The sequence below is a fragment of the Betaproteobacteria bacterium genome, from assembly GCA_016720925.1.
Classification (GTDB): domain Bacteria; phylum Pseudomonadota; class Gammaproteobacteria; order Burkholderiales; family Usitatibacteraceae; genus UKL13-2.
The window spans coordinates 360776-374554 of record JADKJR010000004.1; the positions used below are offsets into that span (position 1 = coordinate 360776).

Here is a 13779-nt window from a genome sequence, read left to right on the forward strand (position 1 = left end):
TTGCAGTGTTGGATGAAGTCAAAAAAGTTTCGCTGCTGGATCGCACCGAGGAAGCAGAATACCGCGAGGGCCTCACGCGTTGTCGCGCCGAATTGAACAAGCTCGGCGTGCGTTAAGCGCAATTTGCCTATAACAGGTGCGCGTTTCGCCGGCCGACCGGCTTCTGCCCCTGAATATTTGCGGACGTGAGGCGGAATTTTCCAGCGTAATCCGTTTGGTGAGATGCAGGGGCATTATGCGAAGCCCCGGCGCATCGACCATCGAATGAGGCCACCCATGAAAAAGTACATACTGTTTGTCCTGCTCGCCAGTGTCTTTTCCCTTAACGCCAGCGCCGACTGGGATCCGGTGCGCGAGGCCCGCGACCAGGCCGAACAAAAGGCGCATAAGGAACGGGTCGCACGCGACAAGGCCGCGCACGACAAAAAGATGCGCGAGGCCAGCCAGAAACACATGCGCGCCTACCTCGGGAAGGATGCCGTCGGCAAGTCGGATGCCGATGTCGAGCGCATCTACAACAAGCGCCAGTCCGATACCGTGAATCAGGCTGCTGCCGTTGAAGCCGCGATGAAGAAATCTGCGGGCCAGTCGAAAAAAAGCGGCGACGCGGCAGGCATGGAGCAAAGCGATGCGGCCATGAAAGCCATGTACGGCAAATCGATGAACGACATCGCCAACATGTCCGACAAGGAACGCGACGCATTTGTCGCGAATATGCAGAAGCAATACGGCAAATAGCGGTTCACCGTCGCCGTGCGGGCGGGCCTTTGCATGCAGCGACGTTGCTCGACCGTCTGAAGCTCAACCATTGCAGGCGCTAAACACAAGCACTGGTGCGGCTTACAGGCCAATAATGACCTGAAATCCACTCCAGTGCTTGAGTTTGACTGGCAAACACTACCCATCCGTTGCGCGATGCTGTTTCCAGACAGGCGCTTGTGGCGGAAACCCCGCCCAACTTCCGTTCAATGGGTATGGCGACTGTTTCCTGGTCCCGTCACGGGCAATTCAAAGAGAACGGAATGGGCAACGCATGAACCCGCTGACTCGAATCGTCTTTTGCGCAGTGATCGCAGTGTCGATGCCGCCGGCCATCGCGGCGGCGCCGCAGACGATCAGCGGCGCGATTAGCGTCGAACCGCGCGCGATCGGTGCTGGGCATGTGATGGTGTTTCGATTTGACAGCCCGATCACCGCCGAAGGTGCGGCGACCGCGCTCGATGCCGCGCTTAATGCCGCGGCGACGGTCACGCTGACGCGTGCAGGCCAGGCACTGCGGCCGTAGATGTACGAGGCAGAACACAAGCACTGGCGCGGATGAGCGTGCGTATGGGTCATGTCATGCGGTATGGCGAATGACGCGCGAGTCCGGGAGTCATGAAGGGTGCGAGGCGGCGCGCATTTCCGGCGGAAATTGCACGCCCGCGCTGGAATGAGATGGAAGCGAGTTGTCTGGTTGATTGCGGCGACACATTTTTTTTGAAATTGGAGACACCATGTTCATGAAGGGTTTTCAAAAACTGGCAATCGTTCTGGCAATCGCGTTCGTCTGCCTCGTCGCGGGAGAAGGCCGCGCGCAGGTTCCGCAAACCATCAACTACCAGGGCTACCTCACCAATGCCGCCGGCCAGCCGGTGAACGCGCCGGTGAACCTGACCTTCAGGCTATACACCGCGGCATCAGGTGGCTCAGCTATCTGGACGGAGACGCAGTCGAATTTGAGCGTCACCAACGGCATCTACAACGCCGTGCTGGGCAGCGTCACGCCGTTCAGCCTTCCGTTCAACACGCCATACTTCCTCAGCTTGCAGGTCAACAGCGATGCCGAGATGACGGTTCGTCAGCCGCTAAGCGCGGTACCTTATGCGCAGCGCGCCGTGACCGCCGAGGCGCTGGCTTCCGTCGCGACCGTCGCGACCTCTCAACTCACGGGCACGATTGCCAGTGCCCAGTTGCCGGCGACGCAACTTCTGCCCACCGCCGCATGCGCTGACAAGGAAATCCCGCAGTGGAATGGCAAGGCGTGGATCTGTGCGCCGGCGACTGGCGGCGGCATCACCAGCATCGCGACCGGCGCGGGACTGACCGGTGGACCAATCACCACCACCGGAACGATCAGCCTGCTCGACACCCAACTGCTTCCCAAAGATGCCTGCGCCGAGAATCAGATTTCAAAGTGGGACGGCAAGGGCTGGGTATGCAGTTCCGGCACGCCAGGCCCCGCAGGCCCGGCCGGGCCGCAAGGCATTCCGGGCGTGGCCGGGCCTGCCGGTCCGCAAGGCCCCGCCGGCACGATATTGACGCTTCCGCAGTTGCAGGGAATGTTCTTGCAGTCGAGTATTGTGCAGGCGCCGCAGGCGACGTCGCTGACGGCCGCGGATAGCGCCGCGGGCGTCGGCACATATAGCTCGCTCACCATCGGCGCCGACGGATTGCCGGTGATCTCGTATTTCGACAGCAATAATGGTGACCTCAAGGTGACCAAGTGCGGCAACGCGGCCTGCTCGGCGGGCAACACGATCACCCCGGTTGACACGTCCGGGTTTGTGGGGCAGCACACCTCGATGACCATCGGCGCCGACGGGCTGCCGGTGATTTCGTACTACGACATGACCAATGGCGATCTCAAGGTGGCGAAGTGCGGCAATGCGGCTTGCACTGCAGGCAACACGATCACGGCCGTGGACACGGTGGGCGACGTAGGCCATTACACCTCGATTGTCATTGGCGCGGATGGATTGCCCGTGATTGCCTACTACGACGTCACCAACGCCGATCCTAAAGTGGCGAAGTGCGGCAATGCGTCGTGTTCGGCGGGCAACACCGTCACCACTGTCGACCCGGTTGCGTTCGTGGGTGCGTACGCCGCGATTGCAATCGGCGCCAACGGGCTGCCGGTGATTTCGTTTCGCGCCGTTGGCGGTATCAGGTTGGCAAGATGCGGCAATGCGGCCTGTTCAACCGGTAACATCCTGGGCACGATGGCCGGGTTCGGCGGCAAGGCTTTTAGTAGCCCAATTAGCCTGTTGACTATTGGCGCCGACGGAATGCCGACACTTTTGTACGTGGAGGTCGATGCAGGTGTGGGCAGCCTGAATCTGGCGAAATGCAGCGTCCCCTCGTGCGTCGCAGCGGGTGTCGTCGCCGATCTCGGGCTCGTTGCTGGAGTTCCCCGCGGAATCTCGATGACTACGGGTGTCGACGGGTTGCCTGTGATTGCGTACATGGATGCCAACAACCTCAAAGTGGTGAAGTGCGGCAACGTATCGTGTTCGGCTGCCAACAGCAGCAGCGATTTGGGGGATGTCGGAAGTACCGGCGGATACCCATCCATCAATATCGGCACCGATGGGCTGCCCGTGATTTCATATTTCGATGGCACCACCAATTCCCTCAAGGTGGCGAAGTGCGCCAATACGTTCTGCGTGGCGGCTTACAGGCAGCGATAAAACTTTGGGTTGGACGAATTTGCGCCGTTGTTTCGCGTGGATGAAAGGGTTGATCGCCCTGCTCGGGTAACACCGCGGCAGTGACCAGGCAGGCCGCAATGCATCTGCGCATGTTCAATCAAGAAAAATGTCCTGTCGGCTTTTGCCGCTCGATCTCGTTTGAATGAATGAAACGCCTTGCGGCGGCTGCATTGTGCTGACTTGGGTAAACACAAGAACTGGCGCGGCGTTTCAGGCATTAATGGCCGGATATCCGCGCCAATGCTTGAGTTTTGCCTTGTCGACCGACCGAGATTGGAGACACCATGCGCACCCGAATCCTGAAATCCTTTCTGCCAATCCTGGTGATCGCCATCGCATGGTTTTCAATGCGGGCGGCGCACGCACAAATCCCGCAGACCATCAACTATCAGGGCTACATCACCAACAGTGCCAGCCAGCCGGTGAATGCGGCGGTAAGTATCACGTTCCGCCTCTACAAGGAGGCATCAACCGGATCGCCGGTATGGACCGAAACGCAAAGCGGCATAGGCGTAAGCAATGGCATTTTCAACGCGGTGCTGGGCAGCGTCTCGGCGTTAAGCCTCCCGTTCAATGTCCCGTATTTCCTGAGCCTGCAAGTCAATAGTGATGCCGAGATGGCGGTTCGCCAGCCGTTGAGCGCGGTGCCGTATGCGCAGCGCGCGGTGACCGCGGAAACGCTGGCGGCAGGCGCCACCATTGCGACATCGCAACTCACCGGAACAATTGGCGCCGGCCAGTTTGCCGCCACGCAACTTCTCCCCACCACGCCTTGTGGAACGGCCGAGACGGCGATATGGAACGGTTCTGCCTGGAGCTGTGGGGTGGGTACGCCCGGCCCCAAGGGCGACACCGGCGTTGCCGGGCCGCCAGGCATTCAAGGCTTGATTGGCTTGACGGGGCCAGCGGGTCCGACTGGACCAATTGGCCCGCAAGGTGTTCCGGGGTCGGTCACGAGCATTACCGCGGGCGGCGGCCTGACCGGCGGCACCATCACTTCGACCGGCACCATTGAAATCGATCCCGAATCGAATGTGCTGAAGAACAATTTTTTCAAGTTTGGCGGCAATCTATTCGGCCTTGGCACGGTCGCGAAAATGGGCACGACGACGATGGTGCCGGTGGAAATCGTGGTCAACAACTTGCGGGCGCTGCGCATCGAACCCAACGCCACCAGCCCCAATATTGCGCTGGGTCATTCAGCAAATGTCGCGGGTGGCACCGGTATTGTCGGCGCAACCGTCTCGGGAGGCGGCGAAGACTCGGTGCTGATGAATATTGCCGACCAATCCTACGCAACCGTGGGCGGAGGCAGCGCGAATTACGCGCGGGGATTGTATGCAACGGTCAGTGGCGGGCGGGTCAACACGATCAGTTCCCAGGATGCGACCATCAGCGGCGGCGCCGGCAATGAAGCCACCAATAACTCGGCGGCCATCGGTGGAGGGCTAATCAACAAAGCCTACGGCTTCGGTGCGACCGTGCCGGGCGGGGGCTACAACCAGGCAACAGGTTCATACAGTTTCGCCGCCGGCTTTCAGAGCGTCGCCAGTAATCAAAGTGCGACGGTCGGCGGAGGTGAAGGCAATGCCGCAAGCGGCTACGCGGCAACCGTGCCCGGAGGTTCGGGCAACACCGCGCTGGGCAGCATGAGCTTTGCCGCCGGTCGCCAGGCCAAGGCAAACAGCGACGGCTGCTTCACATGGGCCGACAGCACCGACGCGCCATTTAACTGTGCAGTCCCGAATGCCTTCATGGCCCGCGCTTCGGGCGGTGTGCAATTGCGCACCAGCGCAAATCTACTGACCGGCTGCAACATGGCGGCGGGTAGCGGCACCTGGACTTGCACCAGTTCCCGCGACACCAAGACTGATTTCATCAACATGAACCCGCTCGACGTATTGAAACGCGTTGTCGGTTTGCCGGTGACGCAATGGCGCTATCGATCTGAAACAAGCGGTGCGCGCCATGTCGGGCCGATGGCGGAGGATTTTCATGCCGCGTTCGGGTTGGGGATCAGCGATAAATCCATCAGCGTCGTCGATGCCAGTGGCGTCGCCTTCGCCGCCATTCAGGGGCTCTACAAACTCATCGAGGACAAAGACCGAGAAATCGCGCGATTGCAGAGCCTGGCCAGCGAGGTCGCGGTATTGCGCGGCATGGCCGGCGAGATGGATCGGTTGAAGGCTGAGCTGCTTGGCATCAGAAGGCGGCTTGCGATGGATTAGCGCCACGCGCAATCCGCTGGGCTGTCATGGCGGCATTTGTGCGCCGATCTCGTTTGAATGAATGAAACGCCTTGCGGCCACCTGGTTGTGCTGGCTTGACCAAACACAAACACAAACACAAGCACTGGCGCGGCGTTTCAGGCATTAATGGCCGGACAGCCCCGCCAATGCTTGAATTGTGTTTTGTGAGCGGACTGAAGTTGGAGACACCATGCGCACCCGAATCCTGAAGATATTCCTGCCGATCCTGGTGATTGCCGTCGCATGGAGTGCAATGCGAGCAGCGCACGCACAAATCCCGCAGGCCATCAACTACCAGGGCTACCTCACCAACAGCACCAGCCAGCCGGTAAATGCGGCGGTCAATGTCACGTTCCGTCTCTATACCAAAGCGGTCGACGGCACACCCGTCTGGGAGGAAAAGCAAATTGATATCAGCGTGACGAATGGCGTATTCAATGCGGTGCTGGGCAGCGTTTCAGCGTTGAGCCTGCCGTTCAACGTCCCGTATTTTCTGAGCCTGCAAGTCAACAGCGATGCCGAAATGGCAACGCGCCAGCCATTGGGCGCGGTGCCGTATGCGCTACGAACTGCGACTGCCGACGCGTTGGCCGCGGGGGCGACTATTCCCGCCTCGCAACTCACCGGAACAATCGCCGGCAATCAGCTCGCTGCGACACAACTTCTGCCAACCGTGGCCTGCACGACAAACTACATACCGCAGTGGAATGGGTCGGCGTGGACCTGCGCGGCGGGAATGGCCGGGCCACAAGGTCCCGTTGGCCCGATCGGCCTGGGGCCAACCGGCCCGGCAGGGCCGACCGGTCCGCAAGGTCCGGCAGGCTCAGTGGATGCGGCCACCAATCTGACGCTGCCGGCATCCACGGCGACGCCAGGGCAACATCATGAAGGCAGGGGCCAGTGCGTTCATCCACAATTTCGGCACCTGCAACACCTTCATCGGCATCAACGCGGGCAATCTTGCACTGACGGCGGCAGCAACACCGGCCAGCGGCTTTACGCCTTGTCCGATCACCAGCGGCGGCAACAATACGGCCACCGGGCACAGCGCGCTGCTAAGCAACACCACCGGCAGCAACAATACCGCCAACGGTGTTGGCGCGCTGCTGGCCAATCTGTCCGGCAACAAACACCGCGCTGGGCGTGAATACAACTCGACCGCAACTCGCGGCAACAACACATCCGCAACCGGCAGCACAGCGCGCTTTATTTCAATACGACCGGCCACGGAAACACCGCCAACGGCGTAAATGCGCTTCAGAACAATACGATTGGTCACGAGAATACCGCCAGCGGCGTGAACGCGCTCATGACCAATTCGATTGGTCGCGGCAACACTGCCAGTGGCCTCGAATCACTCAAGAACAACACGAGGGCTTGGGAATTCCGCCAGCGGATATCAGGCGACTGAGCAACATATGCCGGTGCAAATACCGCCAGCGGCACAGGCGCGGCAGAAGAACACGACCGGAGCGGTAAATACCGCGTTTGGATATCACGCGCTCTATACCAACGTGGGCGGCGGCAGCAACACCGCGTTCGGCAGCGATGCGTTGCAGAACAACTCGACCGGCGGCGAAAATACTGCCGTTGGCAAAGGGGCGCTGAGCGACAACTCAACCGGCAGCAGAAATATTGCGCTCGGAATGCTGCAGGCATTGCACAATGGCGGGCGACAATATACATACCATCACATAGGCACCTTTGGCGACCCCTTCCGTGATTCATTGGCACTAATTCGCGTTTTCCAAAAGCGCACTTTCATCGCGGGAATCCGCGGCATCCAGCCCTCAAGCAGGCACGCCATCCCGGTTCTCATCGAGAGCGATGGCCAACTCGGTACCGTCAACTCCTCCCGCCGCTTCAAAGACAACATCGCCGACATGGATGCCGCCAGCAGCGCGCTCATGCAACTGCGCCCGGTGACCTTTCTCTACAAGTCCGACCAGAACCCCGCAGGCCGATCGCTGCAGTACGGCCTCATCGCCGAGGAAGTCGCCGAGGTCTATCCGGGCCTGGTTGCACACTCCGCCGACGGGCAGATCGAGACGGTGATGTACCAGCACCTGCCGCCGATGCTGTTGAACGAAGTGCAGAAGCAGCATCGTGCCATCGAGAGCCTGCGCGTCCTCGTGCAAACCAAAGACCGCGAAATCGATGCCCTGAGACGCGACCTCATCGCGATCAAGAGAAAACTCGGACTCGATTAGTGCAAACCATGCGGAGCCAATGATGAACGCCACTGCTTTATTCCGGTTCTTGCTCGCGGGCATTCTGGTCTTGATGCCTGCGCTTGCCATTGCGCAAGCGAGCGCCAATTTCAAGAGTCCCGCATTCGCCGTCAACGCCGGTGTTGGTGATATGACTTCCACCGGTTTCAATGTCCGCGCGTCGGTGGGACAGCCGTTCAGTCCGGCGGCACAATCGAGTACCAACTTTGCGGTGACAACGGGTTTGCTGGCGATTCCGGTGGCGACCAGTACCACCGGAAACCTTCCCGTATTCAACACAGGCGTCGCGGCTGATTGCACATTGCTGCCCGGCGGCAGCGTGGACCCGCATTACACGCTAATTGCCAGCGCGGAGCCATCGCTGCCGGGGCCGAATGCCATCGTCACGTCACAGATTGCCGATGGTTACTGGATCGCACAGGGGCCTGACTCGAAATGGATCGCACCGTCGGCCAATCAGGCCTACCCGGGCGCCATTCCGTGCAATGCGGCGGCACCTATACCTATCGCACGCTGGTTGACCTCACCGGATTCGATCCCGCGACGGCAGTGATTCAAGGTAAATGGGCCGTGGACAATCAGGGCACGGCGATTCGCCTCAATGGCACGAGCATTGGCGCCACACAGCCGGGCTACAACCCGTTCCAGACATTCACCATCAACAGCGGATTCATCGCGGGCGTGAACACGCTCGATTTTGTCACCGCGGATCAGGGATGCCCGAATGGCCTGCGCGTGGAATTGAGCGGCACGGCGACAATCTCGACCGGCGGCGGAACGCCTACATTCAGCCCCGGCGCGACCACGCTGACCTTTGCATCGCAGGCGGTATCGACCACCAGCGCCGCGCAAACGCTGACCATCACCAACACCGGCACATCGACCCTGACTATCGCAACCCCGGTCATCTCGGGCCCGTTTGCGATTGGCGCCAACAGCTGTGCGTCAGTGGTCCCGTCGGGCAACTGCGCCATTTCGGTGACCTTCACGCCCGTCGCAACCGGGGCCGCCACCGGCACGCTCACGATCCCGAGCAATGCCGCGGGCAGTCCGCATGCCATCTCGCTGACAGGCACCGGCGCCGCCGCGCCATCGGGATCGTTTGCCTACATCACCAGCCAGAACAGCAACAACGTTTCGGTAATCGATACCTCCACCGACACCGTGGTCGCCACCATTGCGGTCGGTTCGCCGTCGTACGGCGTGGCCGTCAACCCGGGCGGCACGCGCGTCTACGTGACCCATCCGGGCAACGACAGCGTCTCGGTGATCGATACATCCAGCAATACCGTTATCGCACCAGTATCGGTGGGTACTTCCCCGAATGGCATCGCCGTCAGCCCCGATGGCACGCGCGTGTACGTGGCCAATTCCAGCAACAGCGTCTCGGTGATCGAAACAGTCGGCAACACCGTGATCGCGACGTTGACGGTGGGCACCAACCCGTTCGGCATCGCCGTGACGCCGGACGGCACCCGCGTGTATGTGTCGAACAAGGGTAGCAATAACGTCTCCGTCATCGATGCCACGAATAACACGGTGCTGCCAATCCTGCTGGGGGTCGGTTCCAACCCGATGGGGGTCGCCATCAATGCTAGTGGCACGCGCGTATTCGTAGCCAATGGCGGAGGCGGCATCTCGATCATCAACACGGCCAACAACTTCCTGCTTGCCCATTTGGCGTTTGGCGTCGCGCCAGTGGGTGTCGCCGTCCATCCAAACGGCACGCGTGTGTATCTGGTCGATGCCAGCGGCAGCAACGGCACCGTCAGGGTGATCGATCCCGTCAATTACACTGAATCTCCGCCGATCGCGGTGGGACAGCAGCCGGTCGGCATTGCTGTCAACGCCGATGGCACGCACCTCTACGTGGCGAACCGGCTCGACAATAACGTCGCGGTAATCGATACATCGACCAACACCGTACTCCACAACGTGCCGATCGGAAGCCAGCCAAACGGGTTCGGCATATTCATCGGTAGCCCCGCCGCCGCGGTTCCCGGCGCGCCGACGATCGGCACGGCAACATCGGGCAACGGCCAGGTGACGATCAACTTCACCGCACCGGCGAACAACGGCGGCAGTGCAATCACGGGTTATACCGCGACCTGCAGTTCGATCGCGGCAATCACCCGCACGGCGACCGCGCTCACATCGCCAATTACGGTGACGAACCTGACAAACTTCGTCGGCTATAACTGCTCGGTCACGGCCGCCAATTCAGCAGGAACCGGCCCGGCGTCGGCAACGGTGACAGTGTTGCCAATCGGTGCGCCCGGCATCGTCAGCAGCGGCACCGCGAACGGCGTCGTCAATACGCCATTCAGCTACCAGATCCTCACCAACGCGGTGGCGAGCAGCTACGGTGTTTCCGGCGCGCTGCCAAGTGGAGTCACCCTCGACACCGTCACCGGGGTGATCAGCGGCACGCCGACGCAGAGCGGCACTTTTAACGTAACGCTCTCAGCGACCAATGGCGGTGGCACCGGCACGTTGCCGCTCTCAATCACGATCGCGGCCAATGCCGTCACGTTTATCGAGGCCGTGTCCAGAAAAACGCACGGCATTGCCGGTTCTTACGAGTTGGTACTCGATAGTGGGCAATTCGTCACGGGTAACGTTACTGTGGAGCCACGCTTCATGGGTGCGGGGCACCAGATTGTTTTCAAGTTTGACGGGCCGATCAACAACGAAGGATTCCTGACGGTCACCGATTCAACCGGGGCCAGTATCACAACTGGCACTCACGCGCGTCTGGGCAATGAAGTGATTGTCACGCTGACCGGCAACCTGAATGCGCGGCGCGTCGCGGTAACGCTCTTGGGCGTGAACGGCAGTGTGAACGTCGGAACCGTATTGGGCTTCCTGCTTGGGGATGTGAACAACAGCCGCAATGTCAATGCGCAGGACACCAGTCGCATCAAGGCACGCGCCGGTCAACTTGCCAACGCGTCCAATTTCCTGCACGACATTTCCGTTTCCGGGCGCATCACGGCGGTGGACGTGATTGTTTCCAAAGTTCTGAATGGGACGGTATTGCCATAGGAAAAATCCATGAACAGCAAGCACTGGCGCGGCGTATGGAGCATTGTTGGCCAGCGAGCCGCGCCAGTGCTTGCGCTTTACGCAATGTAGGGTGGGCAAAGCGCAGCTTGCCCGCCATATGACCGATGTCGGGACCTAAGTTTTTTTGGAGCGCGCCATGCACACCACAATTCATATGACGCCAAAAGGCGTTCGCAGCGTCGCGATTCGGCGATTCGCGTTGTGCGGCGTTCTTCTTGGCGCTCACTTCTGCCGCCATGGTTGCCGACGCGCTCACCCTCACGGCCGTGCAATCGCGCAAAGCGCATGGCGCAACCTCCACGACTTGCCCATCGACACCTCGCAGAACATTGGCGGCGCGGTCACCGTTGAATCGCGCGCCATCGGCGCCGGCCACCAGATCGTGTTCCAGTTCGATGTGCCCGTCACCTTCGGCGTGCCCACCGCCGTCGACGAGGCGGGCGCGCCCGTCGTGATCTCATCGGCCGTTCCCGGCAGCAACAACGAAGTTGTCGTGACTCTCACCGGTGTGCCTGACAACAAGCGCGTGAAGGTAACGCTGCCGAATGTCAACGGCGTGGATTTCAGCGTCTCGCTGGGCTTCCTGATTGGCGACGTGAACAACTCACGGTCGGTAGCCACGAGCGATATTGCGCAAATGAAAGCGCACGCCGGGCAGGGCGTCGATGCGTCCAATCTTCGGTTCGACCTCAACGCCACCGGCGTGATCACCGCCGCGGATATCAGCGCGGTCAAGAGCCGCTCGCCGCGCACATTACCCGAGGCGATCGTGCCAACCGGGATGATGCTGAATGTGAGCAAGACCGGTCCCGGCGCCGGGTCGGTGAGCAGCGCGTCGCCGGGTATCGATTGCGGCGCGGATTGCAGCGAAAGCTACACGTCCGGCACCGTGGTCACGCTGACCGCCACCGCCGCTACTGGTTCTGCCTTCACGATGTGGGGCGGCGCATGTGTCGGCACGACCACGCACACCTGCAATACCACCATGAACGCCGCCAAATCCGCGGTCGCAAACTTCATGGGAGCGGAAGCGTTTCAGGTGGACGCCAATCCGTTACGCGTGACGGCCGTGCCCGACACCGCGCGTACCGTCACCCAGACAATTCCCGTCACGGGCGGAACCATCACGGTCACCGGCGCGGATGGAACGGTGTATACGCTTGTTGTACCCGCGGATGCGTTGCTGGAGCCAACCGCAATCAGCATGACACCGGCCGCGAGCCTTGATAGCCCGGATCTTCCCAAGGATGCGGCGTACGGCGTGGAGCTTGGACCCGCCGGGGCAACATTCCATAACTTCGTCACTCTGACCATCACGCCGCCCGCAGGTGCGAGTGTGCCGATTGCCCGCCAATTGCCCATCGGCTGGAGCGGCACGCAAAGTGTGGTGTCGCTCGCGGCGATCGATCCCACCTCCGCAGTCGTCAAGTTGAAGTTGCTGCACTTCAGCGGCTATGCGCTATTGCTCGCGACCACCGGCATGAATGCCACGCTGGCGCCCGTGCGTCACCGCCTGGGCGGCGATGCGGAAGAGCGCCTGGGAAGTCTCGCGGGCGAGCGGCTGTCACAAGAACGTCAGAAGCAATTGCTGGGGGCCGACTCCGATGGCATTCTGGTGCTGGATGATCTTTTCAAGCTGTTCGATGAGCAGGTGGTCCAGCCGCGCATTGCCGCCGCGGGAACAAGCTGCGCAGCGGGACGGCTTGCCCTGCAAACCGTGCTCGGCTTCGAGCGCCAGAAACAGTTGCTGGGTTTCGCGGAAGGCAATTTTGGGGACACCATCCTCCCGGTCATGGCAGCCGCCACGGGCGCCTGTACCCGCGAGGAATACGCGCTCTGCCGCGACAATCACATCATCACGCGCATCCTGCCGTATTACCTGGGGGTGAGGCGTCAGGCGGAACTGCTGGGCGTCGTTGTGGAGCCGGGACCAGTCTGGTTGCAAGACGCGGAAGCGGCTGTCGGCAAATGCCTGAATTTTGAGTTGCAGGTGAATTCGCGGCTGGACTATTCCGACGGCGTGGATGTGACGGCCCATACGATTGTCGAAACGGTCGAATCGCGGGTGAAACTGCCGTTCAACATCGGTGCTGCTCTTTTTGGTCCCGGCTATATTGCCTCCAGCCAGGCGGGTCCCGATCCGCTCATCTCGCGCGCCTATGACGTGAATTACCCGCATTCATGCGCCCAGGTGTCCGGTGTGCAGCGCATCGGCGCGGGCATGCTGGGCGCGCTGGGATTCGAGCCAAACGAAGGCAGTGTCGCGCAGCGTGCGACGGTAAAGGATTTCTTTTTCACCCCGGCCGTCGTGCCGAATGGCGCCGGATCGGGCTATACATTGACCACATTCTTTGCGGGATCGTCAGGCTGCGAAGCTCCCAGCTCGACGAGTCAGGAAAACGAAAACTGGGTCAACAACGGATTTGGTACCTGGGCCAATGCTTTTATTGATCCCGTTTATGCCATGGCCATTCGTAACTGGACGATTGTTGCCGGAGACATCTTTGCGACCAAGGATTTCACAAACCAGGAATCGTCAGGATCGGATAACGCGGTCGTGACCACCGGCCTGGTTCTGTTTCACAAGCCCGCGCCGTGAGCAAGGGAAATGGGGTTGACGGGTGAGTCTCAGACCATTCAACTTGATGCCAAAGAGAAAGTAATGAGAACACCAGCACTGGCGCGTCGTTCCGGTCATAAAGACCGTAGGAGCCGCGCCAGTGCTGGTGTTTGACCGTGCAATATCAAGACGCTGTCAATTTA

8 protein-coding genes and 1 pseudogene are annotated in these 13779 nt (G+C 60.7%); all 9 read left to right on the forward strand.

Going from position 1 to position 13779, the window contains the following annotated elements:
- Positions 1–276: 276 nt before the first annotated feature.
- A complete protein-coding gene (locus IPP88_07890; protein ID MBL0122646.1) occupies positions 277–738 on the forward strand; it encodes a hypothetical protein in 462 nt (153 codons plus the stop codon).
- Positions 739–1033: 295 nt separating this feature from the next.
- Complete coding sequence (locus IPP88_07895; protein MBL0122647.1) at positions 1034–1285, forward strand: hypothetical protein; 252 nt, start codon at positions 1034–1036, stop codon at positions 1283–1285.
- A gap of 211 nt (positions 1286–1496) precedes the next feature.
- Positions 1497–3449, forward strand: a complete 1953-nt coding sequence (locus tag IPP88_07900; GenBank protein ID MBL0122648.1) for a collagen-like protein — start codon at positions 1497–1499, stop codon at positions 3447–3449.
- 305 nt (positions 3450–3754) lie between these two features.
- Entirely contained in the window at positions 3755–5698 is a 1944-nt protein-coding gene (locus IPP88_07905) for a hypothetical protein (protein ID MBL0122649.1), read from the forward strand.
- Between the two features lie 763 nt (positions 5699–6461).
- Positions 6462–6542: pseudogene (locus IPP88_07910) on the forward strand (bclB domain-containing protein).
- Positions 6543–7137: 595 nt separating this feature from the next.
- Complete coding sequence (locus tag IPP88_07915) at positions 7138–7929, forward strand: tail fiber domain-containing protein (GenBank protein ID MBL0122650.1); 792 nt, start codon at positions 7138–7140, stop codon at positions 7927–7929.
- A 22-nt stretch (positions 7930–7951) separates the two neighbouring features.
- Positions 7952–8503, forward strand: a complete 552-nt coding sequence (locus IPP88_07920; protein ID MBL0122651.1) for a hypothetical protein — start codon at positions 7952–7954, stop codon at positions 8501–8503.
- Positions 8431–10995 (forward strand): choice-of-anchor D domain-containing protein, encoded by a 2565-nt coding sequence (locus IPP88_07925; GenBank protein ID MBL0122652.1) that lies wholly within the window; start codon positions 8431–8433, stop codon positions 10993–10995. Before IPP88_07920 ends, IPP88_07925 begins: the two co-directional genes overlap by 73 nt.
- Before the next feature lie 157 nt (positions 10996–11152).
- Complete coding sequence (locus IPP88_07930) at positions 11153–13615, forward strand: hypothetical protein (protein ID MBL0122653.1); 2463 nt, start codon at positions 11153–11155, stop codon at positions 13613–13615.
- Positions 13616–13779 lie beyond the last annotated feature (164 nt).

Coding starts and splice junctions, on each gene's coding strand:
- IPP88_07920 (MBL0122651.1), top strand. CDS start 7,952: ATGAACGCCACTGCTTTATTCCGGTTCTTGCTCGCGGGCATTCTGGTC.
- IPP88_07915 (MBL0122650.1), top strand. CDS start 7,138: ATGCCGGTGCAAATACCGCCAGCGGCACAGGCGCGGCAGAAGAACACG.
- IPP88_07900 (MBL0122648.1), top strand. CDS start 1,497: ATGTTCATGAAGGGTTTTCAAAAACTGGCAATCGTTCTGGCAATCGCG.
- IPP88_07895 (MBL0122647.1), top strand. CDS start 1,034: ATGAACCCGCTGACTCGAATCGTCTTTTGCGCAGTGATCGCAGTGTCG.
- IPP88_07905 (MBL0122649.1), top strand. CDS start 3,755: ATGCGCACCCGAATCCTGAAATCCTTTCTGCCAATCCTGGTGATCGCC.
- IPP88_07890 (MBL0122646.1), top strand. CDS start 277: ATGAAAAAGTACATACTGTTTGTCCTGCTCGCCAGTGTCTTTTCCCTT.
- IPP88_07930 (MBL0122653.1), top strand. CDS start 11,153: ATGCACACCACAATTCATATGACGCCAAAAGGCGTTCGCAGCGTCGCG.